Origin of the sequence: Marimonas lutisalis, from assembly GCF_005434965.1 — a bacterium.
Classification (GTDB): Bacteria; Pseudomonadota; Alphaproteobacteria; order Rhodobacterales; family Rhodobacteraceae; genus Marimonas_A; species Marimonas_A lutisalis.
This window is the reverse complement of the sequence record NZ_SKCI01000002.1, coordinates 248,822-274,668: the sequence shown is the minus strand read 5'-3', so window position 1 is coordinate 274,668 and position 25,847 is coordinate 248,822. Positions and strand designations below refer to the sequence as shown.

Here is a 25,847-nt window from a genome sequence, read left to right as displayed (position 1 = left end):
GGGGCCGGCGGGCAGGGCATTGCCCCTGCCCGTTGCCGTTTACTGACCGGCCAGCATCATCTCGGCCGCCTTCTCGGCGATCATGATGGTGGGCGAATTGGTATTGCCGCTGGTGATCTTCGGCATCACGCTGGCATCGACCACCCGCAGGTTGCCCAGCCCCCGGAACCGCAGCTGCGCATCCAGCGGCGCGGCATCGTCCGCGCCCATCCGCACCGTGCAGGTGGGGTGAAAGATCGTCGTGCCGACGTCGCCCGCCGCCTTCGCCACCTCTTCATCGCTCTGGAAGTCCGGCCCCGGCTTGATCTCTTCGGGGGCGTATTTCGCCATCGCGCTCTGCTCCATGATCGCACGGCTCTGCCGTATCGCCGCCACTGCAACGGCGCGGTCGCCCTCGGTGCTCAGGTAATTCGGTGCGATCTTCGGCGGCGCCTTCGGATCGGGCGAAGTGATCTCGATCACCCCGCGGCTTTCGGGGCGCAGGTTGCAGACGCTGGCGGTGATCGCTGGGAAATCATGCAGCGGCTGGCCGAACGCATCCAGCGACAGCGGTTGCACGTGATATTCCAGGTCCGCCGTCTCCACCCTCTCGGAACTGCGGGAAAACGCGCCCAGCTGGCTGGGCGACATCGACATCGGGCCCGACCGCTTCAGCGCGTATTCCAGCCCGATCTTGGCCTTGCCCCACCAGGTACTGGCCAGGGTATTCAGCGTCTTGCCGCCACTGAGCCGCCAGGCGCAGCGCAACTGCAGATGGTCCTGCAGGTTGGCGCCCACCTCGGGCTGATCCAGCACCACGTCGATCCCGTGCTTTTGCAACAGCGCGCCGGGCCCCACGCCCGAAAGCTGCAGTATCTGCGGCGAATTCACCGCGCCGGCCGACAACACCACCTCGCCGCCGCAGCGCGCCTGCTTGACCGTGCCGCCCTGCTCGTATTCCACGCCCACAACACGGCCCTCTTCGATCAACAGGCGGCGGGTGTGCGCCCGCGTCTCGACCCGCAGCGATTGGCCCGACGTGGTGCGCAGGAACGCCTTGGCGGTGTTCATCCGCCAACCCTTACGCTGGTTCACGCGGAAATACCCCACGCCCTCGTTGTCGCCGGTGTTGAAATCGCGGGTCTCGGGCAGGCCCCATTCCCGGGCCGCCGCCATCCAGTCGTCCAGCAGGTCCCAGTGCAGGCGCTGGTTTTCCACCCGCCATTCCCCGCCTTCGCCATGCAGGTCCGATGCGCCGTCGACATAGTCCTCGGACTTTCTGAACAGCGGCAGAACATCCTCCCAGCCCCAGCCGGTCAGGCCCATCTGCCGCCAGCCATCGTAATCCGCCGCCTGCCCGCGCAGGTACAGCATCCCGTTGATCGAGGAACACCCGCCCAGCACCTTGCCCCGCGGATAAAGCAGCGACCGGCCATTCAGCCCGGGGTCTTCAGCGGTCTTGTACATCCAGTCGGTGCGGGGGTTGCCGATGCAATAGAGATAACCGATCGGGATGTGCACCCAGTGGTAATTGTCCCTACCGCCAGCTTCCAGCAGCAGCACCTTGCGCCCGGCATCGGCCAGGCGCTTGGCCATCACGCAGCCCGCGCTGCCTGCGCCCACGATGATATGATCCCAGTCCATGTCCCGTCCCTTTGCCCCGTCTTCGGGGCCTATCTAACGGGATTTTGCCCCGGGCCGAAACCGCCAATTCCGCCGGGCGCGTCACATGCAGGGCTCGGTCAGCGCGGGGGCCACGGGCGCGGGCACGGGACGCCCGCCAACCAGGGCCAGCGCCTCGACGTAGCGCAGCACCGGCCGGACGGCGATATCGCCACACCCATACGCCCCGCGGGGCATCTTCAGCAAATTGCAGGCCTCGTCGCCCAGAAGCAGGGTTTCACAGGCCGCGCCCTCGGCCAGCACAAGGTGATGCTCGGGCAGCAGAAGATGCACGTAGCGGATGCGATTGCAGGGCGCGAACCGGATGTCGACGCCGTTGACCAGAGCCTTGGCCGGCACCAGCACCTCGGACGCGCCGAACATCAGCTCGGCCAGCGGCGACCGTATCAGCACCCGGTGCTGCTGGCTCAGCCGCAGCGGCGCATGGTTGCCGATGGTGCCCGGCGCGAACAGCACCGGCGCGTTGCGCCCCCACCCTACGACACGCCGTTCGCCCAGCCACATCACCGGCTGCGGCCCGGCATCCAGCGTCACCACCCGGTCGCCTTCCCAGATGTCGCCCGCCGCGACACTGCCCACCGCGGTTGCGATCCGGGTGTCGGCGGCAAAGCAGACGAATTCGTGCGTATAGGTCGCGTTCTGGTCACTGGTGTAGAACTGCGGCGGCTGGCCATTCGTGAAATTATCGAAATACCAGCTCTCTAGATCGAAATCCGGTGTCCAGATCACCTGGGTGAGTTCGCCGGTCTCGTCCAGGCCTTCGAACACGATCACGCCACCGCCGCCCGGCGCCGCGTCCGACCGGATCACCACCGCATCCTCGATCGTATGCGCCCCGCCCGTACCGCCATAGCTCAGGTCATAGACGTCACCCACCTCGAACAGGCGCGGGTCGGTGTCCCCATCGTTCGTGGTGATCACCAGATCGAGCGAAGAGGTCGGCGGATAGTCGAAATCCGATACACCCGGCCCCGAATTCACGTTCGAGCCGGTGGCGACGGCAAATTCATTATCCAGCGCGAAAAAAATCCAGCGCGAAAAAACTGAAGCTCACGGCGCATCCTCCGAGGGGCGCCGCGAACCTGTCGAAAACCTGCTAAAGCCGTTTTAAATTCCGCGCGAAATGCGCGCGGCATTTGAGTTAAATCACACCGGCAGGGCCGTCGTGCGGAACACCGTGCGCAGCGCGAAGCTTGATTGCATCTGCGCGACACCCGGCAGCCGCGCAAGGTGCTGGCGGTGGATACGGGCGAAATCGTCGGTGTTTTCGGCCACGACCTTCAGGATGTAATCCGCCGTGCCCGCCATCAGGTGGCATTCCAGCACGTCCGGAATGCGCGCCACCGCCTTCTCGAAGGCGTCGAGCACCTCGTCGGTCTGCCCGCGCAGCGTGATCTCGACAAACACGGTGGTTGGAAGGCCGATGCGGCGTGCGTCCAGCAGGGCGACGTAATCGCGGATGAACCCTTCGCTCTCCAGCCGCTGCACCCGGCGGTGGCAGGCGCTGGGGCTCAGGTTGACCGCCTCGCTCAGATCGGCGTTCGACATACGCCCCTTTCGCTGAAGGGCGTTCAGGATACGTCGATCAATTGCATCTAGCGCCATTTGCGCAAACTCCTTCGAAGGTTTTGGCACCATATCGAAGATTCTTCGAAACTGTCCAGCGTGACGGGCGCAGATTCCAAGCACTTTGCGCCCAAACTGCGACATTCTGTCAAGTAACGGGAGCGAAGGAGATACCCCCATGAAGATCGGTTGCCCAAAGGAAATCAAGCCGCAGGAATTCCGCGTGGGCATGACGCCCAACGCCGCGCACGAGGCCGTGGCACATGGCCACGAGGTCATCATCGAGAAAGGCGCCGGGCTGGGGGCGGGTTTCGACGATGCCGCCTATATCGCAGCGGGCGCGCATATCCTGGACACCGCCGATGAAATCTTTGCGATCTGCGACATGATCGTGAAGGTGAAGGAACCCCAGGCAGTCGAGCGCAAGATGCTGCGCGAAGGCCAGCTGCTCTTTACCTACCTGCACCTCGCCCCCGACCCCGAGCAGACGAAGGACCTGCTGGAAAGCGGCTGCACGGCCATCGCCTATGAAACCGTCACCGACGATCGCGGCGGCCTGCCGCTCCTGGCGCCGATGTCCGAGGTCGCGGGCAAACTGGCGCCGCAGGTCGGCGCCTGGACGCTGCAGAAATCCAATGGCGGACGCGGCGTTCTGCTGGGCGGCGTGCCCGGTGTCGGCCCGGCCAAGGTGGTGGTGATCGGCGGCGGCGTCGTCGGCACTCACGCAGCCCGCATCGCCTCGGGCATGGGTGCCGAGGTGACGGTGCTCGACATGAACCTTTCGCGCCTGCGCTATCTCGACGATGCCTTCCGGGGCGAGTTCCGCACCTCCTACGCCTCCAAGGGCAACACCGCCGAGCTGGTGGCCGCAGCCGACATGGTGGTGGGCGCGGTTCTCATCCCCGGCGCCGCCGCGCCGAAACTGGTGACCCGCGAACAACTCTCGACGATGAAACCCGGCGCGGCCATCGTCGACGTGGCCATCGACCAGGGCGGCTGTTTCGAAACCTCGAAACCCACCACCCACGAAGACCCGATCTATGACGTCGACGGCATCATGCATTACTGCGTGGCCAACATGCCGGGCGCCGTGGCGCGCACCTCGACCATCGCTTTGGGCAACGCCACCATGCCCTTCATGATGGCGCTGGCGAACAAGGGCTGGAAACAGGCCTGCGCCGACGATCCGCACCTGCTCAATGGCCTTAATGTCCATGCCGGGCAGCTCACCTATTACGCCGTCGGCAAGGCCCTGGGTCTCGACGTGGTCTCGCCCCAGCTGGTGATCAAGTAATCTCCTCCGACCGGCCCAAGGGGCCGGTTGGACCTTGCGGCGCCCGATCCTCCCTCGGGCGCCGCTTTTTCGTTCGCTGACGCGAAGTTAACCGGCGCAAACCCGCCCATGGCTTTCAACAGGGCTGTGCGACGCCCCGAAGCCGGACTAGGCTTCTGCCATGTCGCAACCGCATCCATCCTATCCCGTCTATGCCCGCTCCGAGCGGGTGGCCGACGCCGCGATGCACATCCTCGGCATCGCCGGTGCCCTGACGGGCACGGTCTGGCTGATCATCTGGAGCTGGGGCCATATCAGCGGCGGGCAGACCGTGGCGCTTTCGGTATACGGCGCGACGCTGATCGCGGGCTTCCTGGCCTCGGGCATCTATCACTTCACCCCGTGGGAAGACTGGCGGACGACGTTCCGCCGGATGGATCACGCCGCGATCTACCTGAAAATCGCGGGCACCTACACGCCGCTGGTGGTGATGATCGGCAGTGTCACCTCTTACGTGGTGCTGGCCATCGTCTGGGCGCTTGCGGCCTTCGGCATGGCCCGCAAGCTGTGGTTCTGGCACAATCCGAACCAGAACGGCATTACGCTCTACCTCGTCATGGGGTGGCTGTCGGTCCTTCTCGTTGGCTCGCTTTTCGCGATCCTGCCCGGGGCGGCGCTGGCGCTCATCGCGGCGGGCGGGCTGCTTTACACGCTGGGTGTGCTCTTCCACGTCTGGGAAAATCTGAAATTCTCGAACGCGATCTGGCACGGTTTTGTGCTTGGCGCCTCGACCTGCTTTTTCATCGCCATCACGCTGGCAAGCGCACCGCCCCTCATCTGAGCCCTTCGCGGCGCGGGCTCAGTTGCCCTGTCGCTTCATCATCATTTCATGCACCGCCCGCATGCCGCGCGCCGCCATGTCGCTCACCTCGGCGGCATGCGTGTGCAGCGCCGCCACCATCTCGGGATCGTCCGAGGTCTGCGTCACCACGATCGCATCGCCTTGAATGTCGATATCGGTCACGATCGCCTCGTGCCGCTCAAAGAAGATGTCCAGCGTGGGCGACTGGATCATCACCTGCGGATCGCGGCCCATCTCGACCCGGTCGATCATGCCGATCACATGGCTGACCAGCGCCTCGTGCACCGCCGGATCGGTGGAAAAGGTGCGGGTGCGGATGCCGTTGGGCAGGTTCTCCACCTCGCGGCGCAATGTCTGAAAATTGCGGAACATCACCGCCATCTCGGCGCTTTCCTCGGGCGTCGCATCCAGCCCGCGCAGCCCGGGCATGTTGACCTCGTCATGACCGGTGCCATCGGCGCCGTGTCCATGCATCATCCCGTGGCCCATACCGTGGCCCTGCCCGCCCTGCTGCGCGGCACCCGGCCCCGCCGCGATCAGCAGCGCCAAGCCACCAGTTGCCAATATCCGTTTCATCCCGAAAATTCCTCCGCGCTGTGTCACGTCCAGTCCATCACCACCTTGCCGGCCTCGCCCGACAGCATGGCGGCAAACCCGTCCCTGAAATCATCAATGGAAATCCGGTGCGTGATCAACCCCGACACATCCAGCCCCGATTGCAGCAGCGCGATCATCTTGTACCAGGTCTCGTACATCTCGCGGCCATAGATGCCCTTGACGTGCAGCATCTTGAAAATGATCTCATTCCAGTCCACGGCGAATTCCGTGGGCGCAATGCCCAGCAGCGCGATCTTGCCGCCATTGTTCATCCGGTGGATCATCTGCCGCATCGCATCGGCCGCGCCCGACATTTCCAGCCCCACGTCAAAGCCCTCGGTCATGCCGATGCGCTCCATAACCTCGGCCAGCTTTTCCGACGACACATCGACAACCGTCGGCACCCCCATGCGCCGCGCCAGGTCCAGCCGGTAAGGCGCGATATCGGTGATCACCACCTTGCGCGCGCCCGCCCTTGCGGCCACCAGCGCACCCATGATGCCGATGGGCCCCGCGCCCGTCACCAGCACGTCCTCGCCCACCAGGTCGAACGACAGGGCCGTGTGCACCGCGTTGCCCAGCGGATCGAGGATCGCCGCGATCTCGTCGGGGATGTCATCGGGGATCGGCACCACGTTCGTTTCCGGCAGGCACAGGTATTCGGCAAAGGCCCCGGGCCGGTTCACGCCGACGCCCTTGGTGTTGCGGCACAGGTGCCCGCGCCCGGCCCGGCAGTTGCGGCAGATGCCGCACACGATATGCCCCTCGCCGCTCACCCTCTGGCCGATCCGGTACTTGGTGGCCGCCGGCCCCGTATCCACGATCTCGCCACAGAACTCGTGGCCCACCACCATCGGCACCGGCACCGTTTTGGCCGACCATTCATCCCATTTCCAGATATGCACGTCCGTGCCGCAGATGGCCGATTTCTTCACCTTGATCAGCACGTCCTGCTGTCCCGGCTCGGGCACCGGCACGCGTTCCATCCACAGCCCCGGCTCCGCCTTGGCCTTCACCAGCGCCTTCATCTCGTTCTGCATCAGATCACCCCCATGTCGCGCCCAACCTCGACAAACGCGTCGATCGCGCGGTCCAGTTCCTCTTGGCTATGCGCCGCCGACATCTGCGTGCGGATCCGGTCCTGCCCCTTCGGCACCACCGGGAAACTGAACGGCGCCACGTAAACGCCTTTCTCATCCAGCCGCGCCGCCATCTCCTGCGCCAGCTTCGGGTCGCGCAGCATCACCGGGATGATCGGATGCTCGCCCGGCAACAGGTCGAACCCCGCCTGCCCCATCCGCGTGCGGAAATGCACGGCATGCGCCATCAGCCGCTCGCGCCGCTCGCCCGAGGCCTCGAGCATGTCCAGCACCCTGAGCGAGGTCGCCGCGATCACCGGCGCCAGCGTGTTGGAAAAGAGATAGGGCCGCGAGCGTTGCCGCAGCCAGTCGACCACCCGCGCACTTGCCGCCGTGTACCCGCCCGAGGCCCCGCCCAGCGCCTTGCCCAGCGTGCCTGTCAGGATATCGACACGGCCCATCACCCCGCAATGCTCGGGCGTGCCGCGCCCGGTTTCACCCATGAAGCCCACCGCGTGGCTGTCATCGACCATCACCATCGCGTCGTATTTCTCGGCCAGGTCGCAGATCTCGGTCAGCTTCGCCACGTAACCATCCATGGAAAACACGCCATCGGTGGCAATCAGGCGAAACCGGCAATCCTGCGCCTCTTTCAGGCGCTCTTCCAGCGCGCCCATGTCGGAATTGGCATAACGCAGCCGCCGCGCCTTGCAGAGCCGGATGCCGTCGATGATCGAAGCATGGTTGAGCGCATCCGAGATGATCGCATCCTCTTCGCCCAGGATCGTCTCGAAAAGGCCGGTATTGGCATCGAAACAGCTGGAATAGAGAATCGCATCCTCCATCCCCAGGAACCGCGCGATCCGGCCTTCCAGTTCCTTGTGCTCTTCCTGCGTGCCGCAGATAAACCGGACCGAAGACATGCCATAGCCATAGCGCGCCAGCGCCGCGCGCCCGGTCTCGATCAGCTCTTCGTTGTCCGACAGGCCAAGGTAGTTGTTGGCACACAGGTTGATCACCTCCCGCCCCGAGGCCAGCGCCACCGTGCCCGCCTGTTTCGAGGTGATGACCCTCTCGGTCTTGTAAAGGCCCGCGTCGCGCAGCTCGTCCAGCTGCGCGGCAAGGTGATCGTCAAAGGATCGGCTCATATCGTTCCTCCCCGTGCCAAAGTTCTGTGGCGCCCGCAGGAACCGGCGCGCCGAAGTCATGTCAAAATGTGCCGCGCGCGGATCCCGACAAGCCGCCCGAATGCGACACGCATTGTAACGCCCGGGCCAAATCAGCCCGGAATCGGAGGTAGCACGTCATCCGGCATCGGGCATTGATAGGGATCGCGCGCCAGGCGCGCCTGGTGCTCGGCCTTTGCCGCGCTCAGGATTGCCGGTTCGCGGTAGAGATCGCAGGCCGTCGCCGCCATCACCTTGGCCGCGTGGATCATCCCCTTGTGCGCCAGCGGCGTCTTGCCATGCGCCGTCAGCTGCCAGGTGTGAAACGGCGTGCCCAGCGCGCAGGTCGTCACCCAGGCCTGCACCAACGGCACCGCCCAGCTCACATCGCCCACATCGGTCGAGCCCTCTCCGCCCACGCTCTTGCGGTCGAGCGGGGCAACGAAATCGCAGATCTCCATGTCGTATTCCGGCGCCCGCCCGGTGCGGGCGAATACCGATTCGATATCCTCGTCGGTCAGCGTCTTGCGGATCTCGCGGGCAAAGGCGCGATCGTCCTCGTCGAACTGCACCGGCCCCAACCGGTCGAACTGCCGCTGCATCAGCTCTTCCAGCGGCCGATTCGGCAACAGGTTCGACACCGCGCTCACCACCTTCGCCTCGACCCGTGTCTCGGTCATCAGCGCCGCGCCCTCTGCGATGTTGCGCACGCGCGCCACCAGCCCGCGCAGCCCTTTCAGGTCCCGCGCGCGGATCAGTTGCCGCACCGTGGCGCGTGCCTGCACCACGTTGGGCGCTGCGCCCCCGGCATCGAGATAGGCATAATGCACCCGCGCATCGTCGGGCATGTGTTCACGCATATAGTTCACGCCCACGTTCATAAGCTCGACCGCATCCAGGGCCGAGCGCCCCAGCTCGGGCGAGGCCGCGGCATGCGCTGCCTTGCCGTGAAAGGTGAAATCGATCCGCGTATTGGCCAGCGAGCGGGGCTCCATCACCCCGGAATAACTGGCCGGATGCCAGGTGATTGCCGCATCGACATCGTCGAACAGGCCCTCGCGCACCATGAAGGTCTTGGCCGCACCGCCCTCTTCCGCTGGGCAGCCATAATACCGCACCCGGCCCGGCAGTCCGCTCTCGGCGAGGAAATCCTTGACCGCGGCTGCCGCGGCCAGGGCGGCCGAGCCCAGAAGGTTGTGCCCGCAGCCATGCCCCGCGCCCCCGGCCTTGACCGGCGCTGGCATCGCCACGCCCGATTGCTGGCCCAGTTCGGGCAGCGCGTCATACTCGCCCAGGATGGCGATCACCAGCCCGCCTTTGCCGGCCTCGCCCATCACGGCGGTCGGAATTCCGGCCAGCCCGGTCTGCACCCGAAACCCCTCGGCCTCCAGCATGAGCCGATGCTCCTCGGCGGAGCGCGCCTCGCAATAGGCCACTTCGGGCATGTCGAACACCCGGTCCGACAGGCCCACGTATTCGGCCTTCCGCGCCTCGACCAGGTCCCAGGCCGGCTCGCTGTTCATCTGCTGCATCTTGGAGTCTCCCGCGCGTGTCCTGCGAAAGAGTGATCCCGCCCGAAGCCATTGTCAAAACACAAAAGCCGCCCCCGGAGGAGCGGCTTTCTGCGGCGCGAGATGGTAGCGTGGGGCGGACTTGAACCGCCGACCCCAGCATTATGAGTGCTGTGCTCTAACCGGCTGAGCTACCACGCCATCTCACACGGAAGGCTCACTTAGCCGCGCTTCCCGGTTCTGTCAAACCCAAAATCCGGCCCGCGTGCTTCATCTTGCCCCAAATGGGCCCGCGCGTTCGAACTCCACTCACTTCCTCAGGTATTTTTCAAAGGCCCAGCCCTGCGCGCCCGATTGGTGCGATACCCGCACCCAGCCACCCTTGCGCTCGAGAATCTCGACCGCCTCGCCGTTGAACATCCGCCGCACGATGGCAAAGCCCGAACCGGGGCCCGTGCGCAGGTTCAGGTAACCGTCATTGGGCGAATAGACAAAACGCACCGACGCAGCACCGTCAAAGGCCACCATGTATTTGCGAAAGGCCCAGCCGACATTACCCGAAGCCTCGTGCCGCACCCGGCTCCAGCTGCCCTTGGTCTCCAGAACCTCGACCAGCGATCCATGCCGCATGGGCAGGATGATGTCATACTGGCTGCCTGGTCCGGTCCGCAGGTTCAGGTACCCATCGCCGGGGCTGTTCACGATCCGCACCTCGGCCCATGCCGCCGCGGCCAGAAAACAGGCGGCGATTGCAGCAAGAAATACCCTCATCGCGGTCTCCCATGTTTTTCGATCAAAATTTCATTTTACCACGAAAACACGCATCACTGCAGCCAGGGTGCCACAGGACCGCCATGCGCAAAAAGAATGCCCCGCCGTCGGACGGGGCATTCCACGTGGTTCGGTCCGGCGCCTACTTCTTGGCCAGCGCGTCGCGGATCTCGGTCAGAAGGTCCAGCTCGGTCGGCCCGGCGGGCGCTTCCTCGGCGGGGGCTTCCTCTTTCTTCTCGGCCGCCTCTTTCACCTTGTTGACATAGCGCACCAGCATGAACACCACGAAAGCGATGATCAGGAAGTTGATGATCGCCATGATGAACGAGCCATAGGCGAACACCGCCGCCCCGCCTTCGCGCGCGGCTTCCAGGCTCGCGCCCTCGGCGACCTCGCCCGACAGCACGGCATACATGTTGGTAAAGTCGATCCCACCCAGGAACAGCCCGATGATCGGGTTGATCAGGTCGGCCACCAGCGAACTGACGATCGCGGTGAACGCGGCACCGATAATGATACCAACGGCCATGTCCATGACATTGCCCTTGGCGATGAAATCCTTGAATTCTTTAAGCATTTTGCCCCTCACTCATGATAGCGCCGGCTGATTTACCTGGTTGCGCCGGATCGCATCGTTAACATATCACGAAAATCCATGAATTCGGGTCTGTTTTTACGGGAATTCCCCGGTATTTTTCCCCCGACCCAACAGGAGAGACAGATGACCTCGATCACCGATCACCCGATCAATGCCCGCTGGCCGGCCGAAAACCCCGACATTCTTCAGCTCTATTCCTTCCCCACGCCGAACGGCGTGAAGGTCTCGACCATGCTGGAAGAAACCGGCCTGCCCTATGAATGGCATCGGGTGACGATCAATGACGAGGATGTCAAAAGCCCCGAGTTCCTGTCGCTCAACCCCAATGGCAAGATCCCCGCCATCATCGACCCCGACGGCCCCGGCGGCCAGCCGCTGGAACTTTTCGAAAGCGGCGCGATCCTGATTTACCTGGCCGAAAAGACCGGCCAGTTTCTCTCGACCGATCCGGCCAGGCGTTACCAGACCATCCAGTGGGTGATGTTCCAGATGGGCGGCATCGGCCCGATGTTTGGCCAGCTGGGGTATTTCTTTGCCTTCGGCGGCGCCGATATCGACGATGACCGCCCGGTCGAGCGCTACCTGAACGAAACCATGCGCCTGCTCGACGTGCTCGAGGCGCGCCTTCAGGGACGCGACTGGCTGATGGACGACTATTCCATCGCCGATATCTGCACCGTGCCGTGGATGCGCGCGCTCGATCACTACGGCGCCAAGCCCGAGGTGAAATGGAATGCGCGCCCCAATGTCGTGGCCTGGTTCGACCGCTTCATGGAGCGCCCGGCGGTTCAGCGCGCCATCAACGTCCCCCCGCGCGAGGCGTGATAGCGACGTAGGGTGGGCTTTCAGCCCACCTTCCCCTTACCCCGGCAGCGCACCGGTCAGGACATAGCGCAGGATTTCCACCACCTGCCCCGGCTCGCGCGCCACGGCCAGCGCGGCGGCGTCCACCTCTTTCAGCGCGTGGTCATGCTCGGGCAGTTGCAGCACGATCAGGCTCTTGCCCAGCGCGGCGGCATAGCCCGCATCGAAGGCTGCGTTCCACTGGCGGTATTTCTCGCCGAAGCGCACCACTACCACGTCGGCGTCGGCAATGCCCTTGCGGGTGCGGATCGCGTTCACCATCGCGCCCTTGTGGTCATGCCAGTACTTGTTCTCCTCGGAACCCAGAATCGCCACGCCGCAATCGTCACTGGCCGCGTGATCCGTCACCGGGCTGTCAAAGCTCACGTCCAGCCCCTTGGCGCCCTCGACGATCTGCTCGCGCCAGTCGGTGTGAATCTCGCCCGACAGGTAAACCTTCAATGTCATGCCTCGCTCCCTTCTCTAGTCTCGCATCATTTCCGTCACCGCCTCGTCCGAGACCTGCCCGAAATCGCGGTAATGCAGCCCCACGGCCTGAAAGAACTCGGGCCGCTCCAGGCAGACCACCCGGTCGGCCAGCGCCTCCATCTCGCGCAGCGTGTCGCGCGCCGCCACCGGCACCGCCAGCACGATCTCTTTCGGCTCGCGCTCGCGCAGGCCCATCAGCGCCGCCTTCATCGTGGCGCCCGTGGCGATCCCGTCGTCGATCACGATGGCGCTGCGGTCCTTCACCGCGACCGGATCGCGCCCTTCCAGCCACATCGCCCGGCGCTCGGCATTCTTCTTGCGCTCGCTGGCGATCGTGGCCTCCAGGTCCTCGCGGCTCAGCCCGGCCGCCCGCAGCACGTGCTCGTTGAAAACGATATGCTCGGGCGGTCCGTCGACCAGTGCGCCGGCGGCCAGCTCCGGCTGCCACGGCGTGCCGATCTTGCGCACCAGCACAAGATCCAGCGGCGCCTTCAGCGCCCGCGCCACCGGCAGCGCCACCGGCACCCCGCCGCGCGGCAGGGCAAAAACCACCGGATCGGTCAGCTCCAGCTCGGCCAGCGCCTTGGCCAGCGCCTCGCCCGCCGCGTCGCGATTGTCGAACATCGCAGGTCTCCTCCACCGTTAACCCGTACTTTACCGTAACGGGATGGTAACCGCGTCCGCACCGTTCACCACGGGAAATTCGCCGCACCCGGCAGCCGGATGTCAGCCAAGGGGGTGCACACAAGTCACCCCCCCGAGTCGCCCCCGTTAACCACCGGCAAAACCCCGCCGGTGGTTATCCGCGCAGCACGCCGCCCGTGGCTTTCTGGACCTTCTCGACGATCTTCGCGGCGACCGCCTCGATTTCCTTTTCCTTCAGCGTCTGGTCGGTCGGCTGCAGCCGCACGGTGATGGCCAGCGATTTCTTGCCCTCACCCAGGCTGCCGCCAATGAACTCGTCAAAGACGCGCACGCTGTCGATAAGCTGCTTGTCCGCGCCGGCGGCGGCATTGACCAGCGTCAATGCCTCGACATCGGCATCGACGACAAAGGCAAAGTCACGCTCAACCGCCTGCAGGTCGCTGGCCTCCAGCGCGGCGCGCGTGGCGCTCTGGTTGCGCGGCGCGGGCACTTCATCTGGCCAGATGGTAAAGGCCACGGCAGGGCCTTTCACATCCATCGCCTTCAGCACCTTGGGGTGAATTTCCCCAAAGATCCCAAGCACTTTCTTGGGGCCAAGGCAGATCTTGCCATGCCGCCCCGGGTGCCACCATGCCGGGCCGCCGCGCAGGATCTGCACCTTCGCGGGCGCGCCGATCGCGGCCAGGATCGCCTCGGCATCGGCCTTGGCGTCGAACGCATCGACGGGCCGCGATGCGCCATGCACGTCCTTCGGTCCGCTGCGGCCGACCAACAGGCCGGTCACCTGCAGATGCTGCTCTTCCGGTTCCCCACCATGGAAGGCCGGGCCCACCTCGAACAGCGCCAGGTCGCTCATCCCGCGCGCCTGGTTGCGCGCCGCGGCCTGCATCAGGCCGGGCAGCAGATCGGGCCGCATGTGGCTCATTTCGCTGGAAATGGGGTTTTCCAGCATCGTCGCGTCATCGCCCCCGCCAAACAGCGCGGCGCTGGCGCGGTCGATAAAGGAATAGGTCACACATTCATTGTACCCAAGCGAGGCACAAGTCCGCCGCGCCGCCTGCTCCCGCCGCTGATGCAGCGACAGGATCGGTTTCGGCACGCCATCCTGCGTACGGCGCATTGGTTTTCCCTTAAGCTTCGTTAACGAAGCGATACGGGCGACCTCTTCCACCAGGTCGGCCTCGCCCATCACGTCGGGCCGCCAGCTGGGCACATGCGCCATGTTGCCTTCCAGGCGGAAGCCCAACTTAGTCAGGGTCTGACGCTGCTCGGCCTCGGGGATGTCCATGCCCACCAGGCTGATCACCCGCGCGGGGTCAAGCTTGTAGGCGCGGCTCACATCCGGCACCTCGCCGGCGACGACCACGCTCGACGGCTCACCGCCGCACAGCTCCATGATCATCTGCGTGGCCAGCTCGATCGCGGGCATGTTGAACGCCGGGTCGATCCCGCGCTCGTTGCGATAGCGCGCATCCGAATTGATCTTCAGCGCCCGCCCGGTATAGGCGATCTGGATATGGTTCCAGACGGCGGCCTCAAGGAACACGTCGGTCGTTTCCATGGTGCAGCCTGTTTCCAGCCCGCCCATGATTCCGGCAATCGATTCAATGCCTTGATCGTCCGAGATCACGATCTGCCCTTCCGAGAACGTGTATTCCTTCTCATCCAGGCCCACGAGTGTTTCGCCGCCCTTGGCGCGGTGAATGCGCAGGTCGCCCTTGACCTTGCCGGCATCGAAAACGTGCAGCGGGCGGTTCTGGTCGAAGGTGAAGAAGTTGGTCACGTCCACCAGTTTCGAGATAGGACGCAACCCGATCGCCTTCAGCCGGTCCTGCAGCCATTGCGGGCTGGGCCCGTTCTGCACGCCGCGGATCAGGCGGCCTGCGAACACGTAACAGCCGTCGCGCGTGTCCTCGTCGATGGTCACGTTGATCGGGCTGGGGAACTCGCCCTCGATATGCACGTCTTTCGCGGGCTTCAGCGTGCCCATGCCCCGCGCCGCCAGGTCGCGCGCGATGCCCCGCACGCCCAGCGCGTCGGGCCGGTTCGGCGTGATCGCGATCTCGATCACCGGGTCCACCTTGGCCGGCTCGTTCTCGGCCAACCAGTCGGCAAAGCTCTGGCCCACCTCACCCGAGGGCAGCTCGATGATGCCATCATGCTCGTCGGAAAGCTCCAGCTCGCGCTCACTGGCCATCATGCCATGGCTTTCCACGCCGCGGATCTTGCCCACGCTCAGCGTCACGTCGATGCCCGGGACATAATCGCCCGGCTTGGCCAGAACCACGGTGATACCTTCACGCGCATTGGGCGCACCACAGACGATCTGCTTCTCGCCCTCGTCGGTTTCCACCATGCACACGCGCAGCCGGTCGGCATCCGGGTGCTGCTTGGCCGACTTGACCTTGGCCAGCGTGAAATTCTTCAGCTTGTCCAGCGGGTTGATGATGTCCTCGACCTCGAGTCCAAGGTCCGTCAGCGCCTCGGCGATCTCGTCGACGCTAGCCTCGGTCTCGAGGTGATCTTTCAGCCAGGAGAGGGTGAATTTCATCGGGATAGCCCCCCGTGCAGAGTAGGAACATCAAGGCTCGCAAACCCGTAGTGCCGCAGCCAGCGCAGGTCGGAATCAAAGAACGCCCGCAGATCGGGAATGCCGTATTTCAGCATCGCGATCCGGTCGATCCCCATGCCAAAGGCAAAGCCCTGGTGCACGTTGGGGTCGATCCCACCGGCCTCGAGCACCTTGGGGTGCACCATGCCGCTCCCTAGGATTTCCAGCCAGTCGTCGCCTTCGCCGACCTTCAACTGCCCGCCTTCCCAGGAACAGCGGATATCGACCTCGGCCGAGGGTTCGGTGAATGGGAAATGCGAGGCGCGGAAACGCAGCTCCACGTCGTCGACCTCGAAGAACGCTTTCACGAATTCCTCGAGCGTCCACTTGAGGTTCGCCATCGAGATATCGGTATCGAGCGCCAGCCCCTCGACCTGGTGGAACATCGGCGTGTGGGTCTGGTCATAATCCGCGCGATAGACGCGGCCCGGGCAGATCACCCGAATGGGCGCGCCGGCCAATTCCATCGAGCGGATCTGCACCGGCGAGGTGTGGGTGCGCAGCACATGCGGCGGGCGATTGTCGCCCTCGGCACGGTGCATGTAGAACGTGTCCATCTCGGCGCGCGCCGGGTGGTGGCCGGGAATGTTCAGCGCGTCGAAATTGTGCCAGTCGCTTTCGATCTGCGGCCCCTCAGCCACGGCAAAGCCCATGTCGGCAAAAATCGCCGTCACCTCTTCGGTCACCTGTGAAATCGGGTGGATCGTTCCGCTGCGGCGATCGCGCGCGGGCAGCGTGACGTCCAGCCATTCGGCGCGCAGACGCTCGTCCAGCGCAGCATCTTCCAGCGCCTCTTTCTTGGCGGCCAGCGCGCTGTTGATCTCGTCCTTCAGCGCGTTGAGCTTCGGGCCCATAACCTGCCGCTCTTCCGGGCTCATCTTGCCCAGTTCGCGCATTTTCAGGCTGATCTCGCCCTTCTTGCCCACGGCCTGCACGCGCAGATCTTCCAGCGCGGCCTCGTCGCCCGCCTCGGCAATCAGCGCGATATACTTGTCTCTCAGATCGTCCATCCGACCCTCCGGTTTACGGTTGGCCCGTGCTAGCGAGTGAGACCCGCGAATGCAAGCGCGTGGCCCTGCAGATGAAAGCGATTGATGCAAGCCAGACAGCATGAGACAAGGCGGCATCAGGGGAAGGGGCAACGCATGGTCGCAAGGCAGGGCAGAAGATGACCGAGAGCCCCGCGCGGCCATGGCTGGTGCTGGCGGGGCTGGCTCTCGGCGTGACCGTAACCAATGGCTTTGCCCGCTTTGCCTATGGCCTGTTGCTGCCGGCGATGAAATCCGAACTGGACTGGAACTATGCGCAGGCCGGGTGGCTCAATACCGCGAATGCGATGGGCTATGTCGTGGGCGCGATCCTGACGATGATCCTGATCCGCCGGGTGCGGCCCACGCATCTTTATGCCTTCGGCCTTGTCACCACCACCGTGGCGCTTCTGGTCACAGGGCTGGTCACCGCGCTGTGGTGGCAGACGCTGTGGCGTGTTCTGGCCGGTGTCTTCGGCGCGATGTCGTTTTCCACGGCAGGCGCGCTGGCCGCGCAGCTCTTCCAGAACGATGCACGGCGCAATGCGCTGGCCATCGCCATCCTTTTCGGATCGGGCGGGGGGCTGGGCATCGTGCTGGCCGGGGTATCGCTGCCGCTCTTGCTGGGGGTGCAGGGCTACGGCGCATGGCCGTGGGGATGGGTCCTGATCGGAGGTGCCAGCCTTGCCTTCCTGCCATTGGGGCTGTGGTCGGCCACGCAACTGCGCGCGCCGCGGCGGGCGGATGGCGCGCCGCCGGCGCGGTTGCCCGTTCTGCGCATGCTGGGCGAGCTGGGCGGCTATGCCTGTTTCGGTATGGGTTATATCGTCTACCTGACATTCCTGTCGGCCTGGATGACCGAGCAGCAGGCCACGCCCTGGGTGATTGCGGCCACATGGGCGGTGCTGGGCAGCTGTATCTGCGTATCGCCCATCCTGTGGCGCCCGGTCCTCGCGCGCCATGCCTCGGGCAGGCCGCTGGCGATGATCCTGACGGGGATTGCCCTGGGATCCGCCCTGCCGGTGCTGGTCCCGGGCAGCCTGGCGGCGGTGGTCTCGGCCATGATCTTCGGGCTATGCGTGTTCATGCCGCCGGGCGCCATCACCAGCTTCCTGCGCCAGAACCTGCCCGCTGAAGGCTGGGGCGCGGCGATCAGCTTCTTTACCGTGGTCTTCGCCATCGCCCAGACCGTAGGGCCCTATGCCGCCGGCCTGATCGGGGACATGGCAGGCGATATCGGGATCAGCCTTCTGGTTGCCGCCGGGATCCTTCTTTTCGGCGCCACGCTATCGCTGATGCAGCGGCCGCTGGATCAGGGCTGATCGTCACCGTCCAGCCCGCGTTTGAGCGCCAGAAGCCCCACCAGCCCCGCATCCCGCCGCGCGGCGGGATCGGCATCGCCCATCCCCTCCAGCATCTCGTCCACACCCGCAATCAGGCGCGCAACCGTCGCCGGGCCAAGCTCCGGGTCGCCCAGTTCTTTCCACCGCGCCGCCTGCGTCGGCCCCAGATGCTCCATGTAGTGGCGAAAGCCGCCGGCACCGCCGCCCAGGTGATAGGTCAGGTACGGCCCCATTAACGCCCATCTGAGGCCCGGGCCATGCATCACCGCGCGATCGACGTCTTCGGCGCTGGCAATGCCTTCGGCGACGATATGCACGGCCTCGCGGAAGAGCGCCGAGGACAATCGGTTGGCCACATGGCCCACCACGTCGCGTTTGAGTTCCACCACCTCGCGCCCGATCTTCTCGTAAAATGCCCGTGCCGCAGCCATGGCCGCCGCCCCGGTTTTGTGGCCCGGCACAAGTTCGACCAGGGGCACGAGGTGTGGCGGATTGAAGGGGTGCGCCACGACGATCCGCTCGGGATGCGCGGCCCCGGCCTGGATATCACTGGCCAGCAACGACGACGTGGATGAAGCAATCACGACATCGGCGGCTGCCCCGGCCTCGATCTGCGCCACGATTTGGCGTTTCACCTCGATCCGGTCGGGTCCGCATTCCTGGATGAAATCGGCACCTTCGCAAGCCGCGTCGATCCGCGTTGAAAACGAAAGGTGATCCCAAGGCACGTCCCCCTTGGCCATACCCACGGCTTGCAGATCCGGCCAGGCCCGCGCAACAGCATCGCGCACGCCAGCCTCGAACCCCTTGGCGACATCCTGCACCCGCACGTGCAGTCCATGGGCCAGGAACAGCGCCGCCCAGCTCTGCCCGATCAGCCCGCCGCCAATGATCGCAACCGTTTCAATGCCCATGGCACTCTCCTGAACGTGAAAAGCCCCGGCTCGGGCGGACCGAACCGGGGCTTTCGAATTTGATGGCAAACCGGCTTAGGCCAGCGCAGCCTTGGCCTGGTCCACGATCGCGCCGAAGGCATCCGGCTCGTGCACGGCCAGATCGGCCAGTACCTTGCGGTCCACTTCGATGCCCGACTTGGTCAGACCGTTGATGAAGCGCGAGTAGGTGAGCGACTCATCATGCGCGCGCACAGCGGCGTTGATCCGCTGGATCCACAGGGCGCGGAAGTTGCGCTTGCGGTTCTTGCGGTCACGGGTGGCGTACTGGTTGGCCTTGTCCACGGCCTGACGCGCCACCTTGAAGGTGTTCTTGCGACGGCCATAGTAACCTTTGGCCGCCTTGACGACCTTCTTGTGACGGGCGTGGGTGGTGGTTCCGCCTTTAACTCTCGACATCTCTCAAGCCCTCCTTAGCGATCGTACGGCATCATGCCCTTGATGGTCTTCTCATCGGGGGCGCTGAGCGTGGTGGTGCCGCGTGCATTGCGGATGAACTTGTTGGTGCGTTTGATCATGCCGTGGCGCTTGCCGGCCTGGGCCGTCTTGATCTTGCCATTGGCAGTGACCTTGAACCGCTTCTTGCAGCTCGACTTGGTCTTCATCTTGGGCATTTCCGTCTCCTTTTTCGGTCCGGTTTACGCGCGACTCGGCATGCCACTTCGGGCCGGCCGCGCAGACACAGAGGCGCCGTATAGTCGCGCCGGGCTGAATTGGCAAGAGCGTTGTGTTGTCGGCGCGGCTGTTCAGTTCACGTAACGCGCGATCAAATGGACCACGACATCGGGGATCTGATCAATCCTGTAACCGCCGGGTTTTTGCGTCACTGACCAGGCCAAAAGAGCACCCGCCACGATCACGGCGATGGCCGCCACCCGCGGCGCACGCCGATCCGACAAAGCCGAAACAAATGCAGGAATCGAGAAAACACCCAGAATGAGACCGATCGTCAACGCGAGATCGTAGTCCATTTCATTCTTCCTTGTTGAAAACTGCTCGATTTCAAGAGTTTACTCTGGGTCAGAGGCAAAAATCAAACTTTCGTCACAAGGTGCAACCCGAAGGATATTGGTGGTTCCGGGCACGTTGAACGGAACCCCCGCGGTCACGACGATCTGATCCTCGGTCGTGGCGAAGCCCCCGACCCTCGCGGCGCGCGCCGCATTCACCACCGCCTGTTTGAAGCGCTGCAATTCGCCCGTCATAATGCAGTTCGTCCCCCAGCTGAGCGCGAGACGCCGCGCGGTGCCGCGAAGGCTGGTCATCGCGATGATTGGCACGCGCGGACGTTCACGCGCTGTTAACAGCGCCGTCGTGCCCGATTGCGTAAAGCAGCAGATCACCTTGATATCCGTCGTCTCGGCGATTTCACGTGCGGCGGCGACGATACCATCGGCCACGCTCTTGCGTTCGGCGCTGCGCGAGGCCTCGATCACCTCGCGATAGATCTGATCGCTTTCCACCTCGATGGCAACGTTGTTCATCGTCGTCACCGCTTCGATCGGGTAATGTCCCGCCGCCGACTCGGCCGAGAGCATCACGGCATCGGCGCCTTCGTAGATCGCTGTGGCGACGTCGGAGACCTCGGCCCGGGTGGGCATCGGGCTTTCGATCATCGATTCCAGCATCTGCGTGGCGACGATCACCGGCTTTGCCGCGGCGCGGCACTTGCGCACCAGCCTTTTCTGGATCGGCGGCACATTCTGCACGGGCAGTTCAACACCCAGGTCGCCCCGCGCAACCATCACGCCGTCGGATACGGCAAGGATGTCATCAAAGCATTTCACCGCCGCCGGCTTCTCGATCTTCGACAGGATCGCGGCACGTCCGTCCGCGAGCTTGCGCGCTTCCATCACGTCCTCGGGGCGCTGCACGAAGCTGAGTGCGAGCCAGTCGATACCCAGGTCGCAGACGAATTCCAGATCGTCGCGGTCCTTTTCCGACAGCGCCGCGAGAGGCAGAACGACATCCGGCACGTTCACACCCTTGCGGTTGGAAATCGTGCCGCCGGTAATGACCGTGCAATCCGCGAATTCCTCGCCACAGCTCTCGACCTGAAGACGGATCTTGCCATCATTGACCAGCAGGTTCGCACCCGGCTCAAGCGCCGCGAAAATCTCGGGATGCGGCAGGCAAACGCGGGTGGCATCGCCCTCGGTCTCCTCGAGGTCAAGACGGAAGCGCTGATCCTCTTCCAGCTCCTCCTCGCCCCGCGCAAAAGTACCGACCCGTAGTTTTGGCCCCTGCAGATCGGCCAGGATGCCGATGGGACTGTCGAGGTCACGCTCGATCTCTCGGATGATGCGGTGGCGTTCGCGAATCTCGTCATGGCTGCCGTGGCTCATGTTCAGGCGAAACACGTCCGCCCCGGCCTCGTGCAGGGCGCGGATGGTGTCATAATCGTCCGATGCCGGTCCAAGCGTGGCGACGATTTTCACGTTTCTGAGACGTCTCATGTCTGGTTGCCCTGTTTTCCTGCCCTTTGCGCGTTCCGTTCTAGCGGTTATCGCTAACAATCGCCATGCGATCAATTTGCGCAATTCACTTCCCTGCTTATCTGCCCTAATTCCTGCGTCAGGGGAATGACAGGTTGATGACATACAAGCCTTACGAAATCATTGGAAAGGATCGTCCGTCGCGCTGGCTGGTGACTTGTGACCACGCGGCCAACACGGTGCCCGACTTCGTCAACGGCGGCAGCCTCGGGCTGGCCCGCGGCGACATGGAACGCCACATCGCCTATGACGTCGGTGCCGCAGGTGTGGCCCGGGTGCTGGGCGAGATGCTGGATGCGCGGGTGATCCTGTCGAACTTCTCGCGTCTCGTGATCGACCCGAACCGCGGCGAGGACGATCCGACCCTGCTGATGCGGCTTTACGATGGGACCGTGATCCCCGGCAACCGCCATGCCGGCGCGGCCGAGCGCGAAATGCGTCTTGAACGCTGCTACCGGCCCTATCACGAAGCCCTGACCCGGCTTGCCGCGCGGCGCGACGATACGGTGATCCTGTCGATCCATTCCTTCACGCCGCAACTGGCCGGTCGTCCGCCACGGCCCTGGCATGTCGGCGTGCTTTATGCCGGGGATACCCGCCTTGCCGAGCCGCTGATCCGCCGCCTGCGTGACAGGGGCGACATGTGCGTTGGCGAAAACGAGCCCTATGGCGGACACCTGCCGGGCGATGCGATCGACAAACATGCCATAGACCACGGGAGGCTGAACGTGCTGGTCGAGCTGCGCAACGACCTGATCGAGGACGAGGCGCATCAGCATCTCTGGGCCAACCGCCTTGCCCCGATCCTTGAAGCGGCCCTTGCCGATACCGTCACCTGACCAGGAGACCCCAATGCCCAGCGTGATCATCCAGTATTCCGAGGACATCGCCGGTAAGCACGACCTGAACCGCCTGTGCGAAGATCTGTTCCAGGCGCTTGCCGCGCATGATGCCGTACCCCGGCCCGAAGCGCTGAAAATCCGCACGGTGCCCTGTACCCACTGGCGCCTCGGCACCGAACCGCAAAGCTTTGCCCATGCCGACATGATCCTTCTCAAGGGCCGGGATGCCGACGCCAAGAAGAGCCTTGCGCGCACCATCCTGGATGTGATGGACTCGCATCTTCCCGAGATCGGCTCGCTCTCGGTCGACGTGGGCGAGCTGGACGACGCCTATACCAAACGCGTTTTGTGAAAGGAGACCACGATGGATGATCAAACCCGCATCGAGATCGAGGCCGCCGCCTTCCGCCGGCTGCGCCAGCACCTGATGGAAGACCGCAAGGACGTGCAGAACATCGACCTGATGAACCTGGCCGGGTTCTGCCGCAATTGCCTGTCGCGCTGGTACCAGGAAGCGGCCGCCGAGCGCGGCATCGAGATGTCGAAGGAAGAGGCACGCGAAATCTACTATGGCATGCCCTATGACGACTGGAAAACGCAGAACCAGACCGAGGCCAGCCCCGAAAAGCAGGCCGAGTTCGAGGTCGCGTTCCGCGAGAACGTGCTGAACGATAAGGGCTGATCGCATACGCGCACAGCTGCTGTTCGCGTGCGGGCGTTTTCCCTGCCACGGGCGGGGTCTATTTTGACGCAAACACAGTCAAAGGAGGCCCGACATGGCCCGTATGCCCACCTATTTCATCTCGCATGGCGGCGGCCCGTGGCCGTGGGTCCCCGCGATGCGCGAAAAATTCGCCGCGCTGGAAGACTCGTTCAAGCGTATGATCGGCGAATTGCCGGAGAAACCCAAGGCCGTGCTGATGATCTCGGGCCATTGGGAAGAGGACGACGCCTATACCGTCATGCACGCGGCGAAACCGCCGATGGTTTATGACTATTACGGCTTCCCGGCCCATACCTATGAAATCACCTATCCCGCACCGGGCGCGCCGGCGCTGGCCGAACGCGTGGCGGCGCTGATCGACGATGCCGGCCTGCCCGCCCGTCTGGATGACGACCGCGGCTACGACCACGGCACTTTCGTTCCGATGGCGATCCTCTACCCGCAGGCTGACATGCCGCTGATCCAGGTGTCGATGCGCGCCCATTACAGCCCCGAGGAGCATCTCGAACTGGGCCGCGCTTTGGCGCCCCTGCGCGATGAGGGTGTGCTGATCGTCGGTTCCGGGCTCAGCTATCACAACCTGTCGGCTTTCGGCCCCGGCGCCCGTGAACCGTCCGAGGCTTTCGATGCCTGGCTGACTGAAACGCTTGCCCTGTCCCCGATGGAGCGCACCGAAGAGGTGTTGAGCTGGGAAATGGCGCCCTATGCGCGTGAGTGTCATGCCCGCGAAGATCACCTGATCCCGCTCTTTGCCGCGCTTGGCGCTGCGGAAGGCGACAAGGCCAGCCGCACCTACCACGAAGAGATGATGATGGGCGGCGTCACCGCATCAAGCTGGCGCTTCGGCTGAAACCACGCGAAGCCCCGCGCCTTTTCGGGCGCGGGGTGGGCGGGCGGGAGCGCCCGGAAAGGCGCGGTATTCAAGCCCTCAGATCGCCGATTTCAGGCTTTCTTCGAGATAGATCTCGCGCAGGCGCTTGGCGACCGGGCCGGGGGTTCCATCGCCCAGCTTCACACCGTCGATCTCGACCACCGGGAAAACGAAGGTCGAAGCCGAGGTAACAAAGCCTTCGTCCGCCGCCTTGGCCTCTTCGATGGTGAAGGGGCGTTCTTCCACTTCCATCTGCGCCTCGCGCGCGAACCGCAGCACGGCGGCACGGGTGATACCGTGCAGGATATCGTTCGACAGCTGCCGGGTGATGATCTTGCCGTTCTTGACGATATAGGCGTTGTTCGAGGTGCCTTCGGTCACGAAGCCGTCCTCGACCATCCAGGCATCGTCGCAGCCGGCTTTCTTGGCCGCCATCTTACCCATCGACGGATAGAGAAGCTGCACCGTCTTGATGTCGCGGCGGCCCCAGCGGATGTCGTCGATCGAGATCACCTTGATGCCAGCCCTGGCCGCCGGGCTGTCGGCCAGCCCGGGTTTCGACTGCGTGAACAGAACCAGCGTGGGTTTCACCACGTCGGAATCGGGAAAGACGAAATCGCGGTCGCCGGCCGAACCACGCGACACCTGCAGGTAGATCATGCCGTCTTCAATATCGTTCAGTTCGACCAGCTTGCGGTGGATGGCGAGAAGATCGTCAAACGCCTCGGGCTTCTGCATGTCCAGCTCGGTCAGCGACCGTTCCAGCCGCGCAAGGTGGCCGTCGAAATCGATCAGCTTTCTACCGAGCACGGAGGTCACTTCGTAGACCCCGTCGGCCATCAGGAACGACCGGTCGAAGATCGAGATCTTGGCATCTTCCTCGGGCAGGTATTCCCCGTTTACGTAAACTGTGCGGCTCATCGGTCGGCTCCTTATCCCCAGAGATCGGCAGAGGGCGGATGCACGCCCTTTTCGTCGAATGTCAATGCGTGTTGGCGGTCTTCGGCCAGAAGCAGCGGGCCGTCAAGGTCTGTCACCATCGCACCTTGCGCAACCAGCGTGGCAGGCGCCATGGCCAGCGACGATCCCACCATGCAACCAACCATGATCTTGTAGCCCTCGGCCAGAGCCGCCTCTTTCAGCGCCAGCGCCTCGGTCAGGCCGCCGGTCTTGTCGAGCTTGATGTTGACCACGTCATATTTACCTTTCAGGCCCGGCAGACTGGCCCGATCATGACAGGATTCATCGGCACAAACGGGCACCGGCCGCTCCATCCCGATTAGAGCCTCGTCCTCGCCCGCGGGCAGCGGTTGTTCGACCAGCGCCACACCAAGACGGACGAGATGCGGGGCGAGATCGGCATAAACTTCCGCGCTCCAGCCTTCGTTGGCATCCACGATGATCTGCGCATCGGGCGCGCCCGCGCGGACCGCTTCCAGCCGGGGCATGTCATCCGGTGTGCCAAGCTTGATCTTGAGAAGCGGGCGATGGGCGTTCTTCGCCGCCTGCGCGCGCATCTTTTCAGGCTCGTCCAGCGACAGGGTATAGGCGGTGATTTCGGGGCCCGGCTCGGGCAGGCCGGCCAGCTCCCACACCCGTTTGCCCGCCTTCTTGGCCTGAAGATCCCAAAGCGCACAGTCGACGGCATTTCGCGCGGCCCCGGCCGGCAACAGATCGTAAAGCGCATCACGCGTGACCGGACCTTTCAGCCCTTCGATCTGCGCCGTCACGCTTTCCAGCGTTTCATCATAGCGCGCATAGGGCACGCATTCGCCCCAGCCCGAGATGAACCCATCGGCCACGCGCACCGTGAGCACCTTGGCCTCGGTCCGCGAGCCGCGCGAGATGGTGAACACCTGGGCGAGCTTGAAGGTTTCCGGTGTTACGGTGATCTGCATTGGCTTGTCCTCCGTCGCTC

28 protein-coding genes and 1 tRNA gene are annotated in these 25,847 nt (G+C 64.3%); 8 read left to right on the top strand and 21 right to left on the bottom strand.

All coding sequences use genetic code 11. The annotated features are described in order from the left end of the window. Nucleotides 1-39: 39 nt before the first annotated feature. The 3 genes from E0501_RS09455 to E0501_RS09445 all read right to left on the bottom strand — a co-directional run bounded on the left by E0501_RS09455 (nt 40) and on the right by E0501_RS09445 (nt 3,267). Nucleotides 40-1,623, bottom strand: a complete 1,584-nt coding sequence (locus tag E0501_RS09455) for a GMC family oxidoreductase (protein WP_137701133.1) — start codon at nt 1,621-1,623, stop codon at nt 40-42. Between the two features lie 81 nt (nt 1,624-1,704). Continuing rightward, nucleotides 1,705-2,643: a Hint domain-containing protein gene (locus tag E0501_RS09450; RefSeq protein ID WP_161594589.1), complete on the bottom strand. Its 939-nt coding sequence runs from the start codon at nt 2,641-2,643 to the stop codon at nt 1,705-1,707. 165 nt (nt 2,644-2,808) lie between these two features. After that, entirely contained in the window at nt 2,809-3,267 is a 459-nt protein-coding gene (locus E0501_RS09445) for an Lrp/AsnC family transcriptional regulator (RefSeq protein ID WP_137701131.1), read from the bottom strand. A 139-nt stretch (nt 3,268-3,406) separates the two neighbouring features. Here E0501_RS09445 and ald point away from each other — a divergent pair, with 139 nt between their 5' ends. Together ald and trhA are read left to right on the top strand one after the other, a co-directional pair. Next, nucleotides 3,407-4,522 (top strand): alanine dehydrogenase, encoded by a 1,116-nt coding sequence (gene ald, locus E0501_RS09440; RefSeq protein WP_137701130.1) that lies wholly within the window; start codon nt 3,407-3,409, stop codon nt 4,520-4,522. A gap of 160 nt (nt 4,523-4,682) precedes the next feature. Continuing rightward, nucleotides 4,683-5,342, top strand: a complete 660-nt coding sequence (gene trhA, locus E0501_RS09435; RefSeq protein ID WP_137701129.1) for a PAQR family membrane homeostasis protein TrhA — start codon at nt 4,683-4,685, stop codon at nt 5,340-5,342. 18 nt (nt 5,343-5,360) lie between these two features. On the opposite strand, the gene E0501_RS09430 is transcribed toward trhA, so the two are convergent. The 7 genes from E0501_RS09430 to mscL all read right to left on the bottom strand — a co-directional run bounded on the left by E0501_RS09430 (nt 5,361) and on the right by mscL (nt 11,064). Continuing rightward, nucleotides 5,361-5,939, bottom strand: coding sequence for a hypothetical protein (locus tag E0501_RS09430; RefSeq protein WP_235857802.1), 579 nt, complete (start codon nt 5,937-5,939; stop codon nt 5,361-5,363). 23 nt (nt 5,940-5,962) lie between these two features. Next, nucleotides 5,963-6,988 (bottom strand): L-threonine 3-dehydrogenase, encoded by a 1,026-nt coding sequence (gene tdh / locus E0501_RS09425; protein WP_205123499.1) that lies wholly within the window; start codon nt 6,986-6,988, stop codon nt 5,963-5,965. A gap of 11 nt (nt 6,989-6,999) precedes the next feature. Continuing rightward, on the bottom strand, nt 7,000-8,187 hold the full coding sequence (locus E0501_RS09420; protein WP_137701127.1) for a glycine C-acetyltransferase: 1,188 nt from the start codon (nt 8,185-8,187) through the stop codon (nt 7,000-7,002). Nucleotides 8,188-8,318: 131 nt separating this feature from the next. Continuing rightward, a complete protein-coding gene (locus E0501_RS09415) occupies nt 8,319-9,737 on the bottom strand; it encodes a M20 family metallopeptidase (protein ID WP_235857801.1) in 1,419 nt (472 codons plus the stop codon). A 103-nt stretch (nt 9,738-9,840) separates the two neighbouring features. Continuing rightward, nucleotides 9,841-9,917 (bottom strand) — tRNA-Met (locus tag E0501_RS09410). 108 nt (nt 9,918-10,025) lie between these two features. Further along, entirely contained in the window at nt 10,026-10,487 is a 462-nt protein-coding gene (locus tag E0501_RS09405) for an SH3 domain-containing protein (RefSeq protein ID WP_137701126.1), read from the bottom strand. Between the two features lie 142 nt (nt 10,488-10,629). Continuing rightward, nucleotides 10,630-11,064 carry a large conductance mechanosensitive channel protein MscL gene (gene mscL / locus E0501_RS09400; RefSeq protein WP_137701125.1) on the bottom strand — a complete coding sequence of 145 codons (435 nt, stop codon included), beginning with the start codon at nt 11,062-11,064 and terminating at the stop codon, nt 10,630-10,632. 144 nt (nt 11,065-11,208) lie between these two features. Here mscL and E0501_RS09395 point away from each other — a divergent pair, with 144 nt between their 5' ends. Then, nucleotides 11,209-11,910: a glutathione S-transferase family protein gene (locus tag E0501_RS09395; protein WP_137701124.1), complete on the top strand. Its 702-nt coding sequence runs from the start codon at nt 11,209-11,211 to the stop codon at nt 11,908-11,910. Nucleotides 11,911-11,946: 36 nt separating this feature from the next. Here the strand turns inward: E0501_RS09395 and E0501_RS09390 are convergent, their stop codons facing one another. From E0501_RS09390 to pheS, 4 genes are all read right to left on the bottom strand, one after another. After that, entirely contained in the window at nt 11,947-12,396 is a 450-nt protein-coding gene (locus tag E0501_RS09390; RefSeq protein WP_137701123.1) for a YtoQ family protein, read from the bottom strand. 15 nt (nt 12,397-12,411) lie between these two features. After that, nucleotides 12,412-13,041, bottom strand: a complete 630-nt coding sequence (locus E0501_RS09385; protein WP_137701122.1) for a phosphoribosyltransferase — start codon at nt 13,039-13,041, stop codon at nt 12,412-12,414. 175 nt (nt 13,042-13,216) lie between these two features. Next, on the bottom strand, nt 13,217-15,613 hold the full coding sequence (gene pheT / locus E0501_RS09380; protein WP_137701121.1) for a phenylalanine--tRNA ligase subunit beta: 2,397 nt from the start codon (nt 15,611-15,613) through the stop codon (nt 13,217-13,219). Continuing rightward, nucleotides 15,610-16,683 carry a phenylalanine--tRNA ligase subunit alpha gene (gene pheS, locus E0501_RS09375; RefSeq protein ID WP_137701120.1) on the bottom strand — a complete coding sequence of 358 codons (1,074 nt, stop codon included), beginning with the start codon at nt 16,681-16,683 and terminating at the stop codon, nt 15,610-15,612. Before pheS ends, pheT begins: the two co-directional genes overlap by 4 nt. Nucleotides 16,684-16,841: 158 nt before the next feature. Here pheS and E0501_RS09370 point away from each other — a divergent pair, with 158 nt between their 5' ends. Further along, nucleotides 16,842-18,023: a YbfB/YjiJ family MFS transporter gene (locus tag E0501_RS09370; RefSeq protein ID WP_137701119.1), complete on the top strand. Its 1,182-nt coding sequence runs from the start codon at nt 16,842-16,844 to the stop codon at nt 18,021-18,023. On the opposite strand, the gene E0501_RS09365 is transcribed toward E0501_RS09370, so the two are convergent. From E0501_RS09365 to pyk, 5 genes are all read right to left on the bottom strand, one after another. Then, complete coding sequence (locus tag E0501_RS09365; RefSeq protein ID WP_193555888.1) at nt 18,014-18,958, bottom strand: 3-hydroxyacyl-CoA dehydrogenase NAD-binding domain-containing protein; 945 nt, start codon at nt 18,956-18,958, stop codon at nt 18,014-18,016. The two genes, E0501_RS09370 and E0501_RS09365, sit on opposite strands and share 10 nt — an antisense overlap. 75 nt (nt 18,959-19,033) lie before the next feature. After that, nucleotides 19,034-19,396, bottom strand: a complete 363-nt coding sequence (rplT, locus tag E0501_RS09360; RefSeq protein ID WP_137701118.1) for a 50S ribosomal protein L20 — start codon at nt 19,394-19,396, stop codon at nt 19,034-19,036. 14 nt (nt 19,397-19,410) lie between these two features. Continuing rightward, nucleotides 19,411-19,611, bottom strand: coding sequence for a 50S ribosomal protein L35 (gene rpmI, locus E0501_RS09355; protein WP_137701117.1), 201 nt, complete (start codon nt 19,609-19,611; stop codon nt 19,411-19,413). Between the two features lie 132 nt (nt 19,612-19,743). Further along, the gene (locus E0501_RS09350) at nt 19,744-19,968 is read right to left on the bottom strand and encodes a hypothetical protein (RefSeq protein ID WP_137701116.1); all 225 of its coding nucleotides are present in this window, start codon (nt 19,966-19,968) and stop codon (nt 19,744-19,746) included. 39 nt (nt 19,969-20,007) lie between these two features. Further along, complete coding sequence (gene pyk / locus E0501_RS09345) at nt 20,008-21,453, bottom strand: pyruvate kinase (RefSeq protein WP_137701115.1); 1,446 nt, start codon at nt 21,451-21,453, stop codon at nt 20,008-20,010. Between the two features lie 137 nt (nt 21,454-21,590). On the opposite strand from pyk, the gene E0501_RS09340 reads away from it, so the two are divergent. From E0501_RS09340 to E0501_RS09325, 4 genes are all read left to right on the top strand, one after another. Beyond that, nucleotides 21,591-22,331, top strand: coding sequence for an N-formylglutamate amidohydrolase (locus E0501_RS09340; RefSeq protein WP_137701114.1), 741 nt, complete (start codon nt 21,591-21,593; stop codon nt 22,329-22,331). A 13-nt stretch (nt 22,332-22,344) separates the two neighbouring features. Further along, nucleotides 22,345-22,686 (top strand): 5-carboxymethyl-2-hydroxymuconate Delta-isomerase, encoded by a 342-nt coding sequence (locus tag E0501_RS09335; RefSeq protein WP_137701113.1) that lies wholly within the window; start codon nt 22,345-22,347, stop codon nt 22,684-22,686. 12 nt (nt 22,687-22,698) lie between these two features. After that, nucleotides 22,699-23,016 carry a DUF1244 domain-containing protein gene (locus E0501_RS09330; RefSeq protein WP_137701112.1) on the top strand — a complete coding sequence of 106 codons (318 nt, stop codon included), beginning with the start codon at nt 22,699-22,701 and terminating at the stop codon, nt 23,014-23,016. Between the two features lie 94 nt (nt 23,017-23,110). Beyond that, the gene (locus E0501_RS09325; RefSeq protein WP_137701111.1) at nt 23,111-23,908 is read left to right on the top strand and encodes a DODA-type extradiol aromatic ring-opening family dioxygenase; all 798 of its coding nucleotides are present in this window, start codon (nt 23,111-23,113) and stop codon (nt 23,906-23,908) included. Nucleotides 23,909-23,986: 78 nt separating this feature from the next. Here E0501_RS09325 and E0501_RS09320 read toward each other — a convergent pair whose 3' ends face one another. Both E0501_RS09320 and dgcA read right to left on the bottom strand, forming a co-directional pair. Beyond that, complete coding sequence (locus tag E0501_RS09320; protein ID WP_137701110.1) at nt 23,987-24,850, bottom strand: D-amino-acid transaminase; 864 nt, start codon at nt 24,848-24,850, stop codon at nt 23,987-23,989. An 11-nt stretch (nt 24,851-24,861) separates the two neighbouring features. Beyond that, nucleotides 24,862-25,827 carry an N-acetyl-D-Glu racemase DgcA gene (gene dgcA, locus E0501_RS09315; protein WP_137701109.1) on the bottom strand — a complete coding sequence of 322 codons (966 nt, stop codon included), beginning with the start codon at nt 25,825-25,827 and terminating at the stop codon, nt 24,862-24,864. Nucleotides 25,828-25,847 lie beyond the last annotated feature (20 nt).

Bases quoted from the DNA above. Each gene is read 5' to 3' on its own strand.
- E0501_RS09390 (WP_137701123.1), bottom strand. From the start codon at position 12,396: ATGACATTGAAGGTTTACCTGTCGGGCGAGATTCACACCGACTGGCGC.
- rplT (WP_137701118.1), bottom strand. From the start codon at position 19,396: ATGTCGAGAGTTAAAGGCGGAACCACCACCCACGCCCGTCACAAGAAG.
- tdh (WP_205123499.1), bottom strand. From the start codon at position 6,988: ATGAAGGCGCTGGTGAAGGCCAAGGCGGAGCCGGGGCTGTGGATGGAA.
- E0501_RS09445 (WP_137701131.1), bottom strand. From the start codon at position 3,267: ATGGCGCTAGATGCAATTGATCGACGTATCCTGAACGCCCTTCAGCGA.
- E0501_RS09415 (WP_235857801.1), bottom strand. From the start codon at position 9,737: ATGCAGCAGATGAACAGCGAGCCGGCCTGGGACCTGGTCGAGGCGCGG.
- E0501_RS09340 (WP_137701114.1), top strand. From the start codon at position 21,591: ATGACATACAAGCCTTACGAAATCATTGGAAAGGATCGTCCGTCGCGC.
- E0501_RS09365 (WP_193555888.1), bottom strand. From the start codon at position 18,958: ATGGGCATTGAAACGGTTGCGATCATTGGCGGCGGGCTGATCGGGCAG.
- E0501_RS09330 (WP_137701112.1), top strand. From the start codon at position 22,699: ATGGATGATCAAACCCGCATCGAGATCGAGGCCGCCGCCTTCCGCCGG.
- mscL (WP_137701125.1), bottom strand. From the start codon at position 11,064: ATGCTTAAAGAATTCAAGGATTTCATCGCCAAGGGCAATGTCATGGAC.
- pheS (WP_137701120.1), bottom strand. From the start codon at position 16,683: ATGGACGATCTGAGAGACAAGTATATCGCGCTGATTGCCGAGGCGGGC.
- E0501_RS09455 (WP_137701133.1), bottom strand. From the start codon at position 1,623: ATGGACTGGGATCATATCATCGTGGGCGCAGGCAGCGCGGGCTGCGTG.
- E0501_RS09405 (WP_137701126.1), bottom strand. From the start codon at position 10,487: ATGAGGGTATTTCTTGCTGCAATCGCCGCCTGTTTTCTGGCCGCGGCG.
- E0501_RS09370 (WP_137701119.1), top strand. From the start codon at position 16,842: ATGACCGAGAGCCCCGCGCGGCCATGGCTGGTGCTGGCGGGGCTGGCT.
- E0501_RS09430 (WP_235857802.1), bottom strand. From the start codon at position 5,939: ATGAAACGGATATTGGCAACTGGTGGCTTGGCGCTGCTGATCGCGGCG.
- rpmI (WP_137701117.1), bottom strand. From the start codon at position 19,611: ATGCCCAAGATGAAGACCAAGTCGAGCTGCAAGAAGCGGTTCAAGGTC.
- dgcA (WP_137701109.1), bottom strand. From the start codon at position 25,827: ATGCAGATCACCGTAACACCGGAAACCTTCAAGCTCGCCCAGGTGTTC.
- E0501_RS09335 (WP_137701113.1), top strand. From the start codon at position 22,345: ATGCCCAGCGTGATCATCCAGTATTCCGAGGACATCGCCGGTAAGCAC.
- ald (WP_137701130.1), top strand. From the start codon at position 3,407: ATGAAGATCGGTTGCCCAAAGGAAATCAAGCCGCAGGAATTCCGCGTG.
- E0501_RS09420 (WP_137701127.1), bottom strand. From the start codon at position 8,187: ATGAGCCGATCCTTTGACGATCACCTTGCCGCGCAGCTGGACGAGCTG.
- pheT (WP_137701121.1), bottom strand. From the start codon at position 15,613: ATGAAATTCACCCTCTCCTGGCTGAAAGATCACCTCGAGACCGAGGCT.
- E0501_RS09350 (WP_137701116.1), bottom strand. From the start codon at position 19,968: ATGGACTACGATCTCGCGTTGACGATCGGTCTCATTCTGGGTGTTTTC.
- E0501_RS09395 (WP_137701124.1), top strand. From the start codon at position 11,209: ATGACCTCGATCACCGATCACCCGATCAATGCCCGCTGGCCGGCCGAA.
- E0501_RS09385 (WP_137701122.1), bottom strand. From the start codon at position 13,041: ATGTTCGACAATCGCGACGCGGCGGGCGAGGCGCTGGCCAAGGCGCTG.
- E0501_RS09325 (WP_137701111.1), top strand. From the start codon at position 23,111: ATGGCCCGTATGCCCACCTATTTCATCTCGCATGGCGGCGGCCCGTGG.
- E0501_RS09320 (WP_137701110.1), bottom strand. From the start codon at position 24,850: ATGAGCCGCACAGTTTACGTAAACGGGGAATACCTGCCCGAGGAAGAT.
- pyk (WP_137701115.1), bottom strand. From the start codon at position 21,453: ATGAGACGTCTCAGAAACGTGAAAATCGTCGCCACGCTTGGACCGGCA.
- trhA (WP_137701129.1), top strand. From the start codon at position 4,683: ATGTCGCAACCGCATCCATCCTATCCCGTCTATGCCCGCTCCGAGCGG.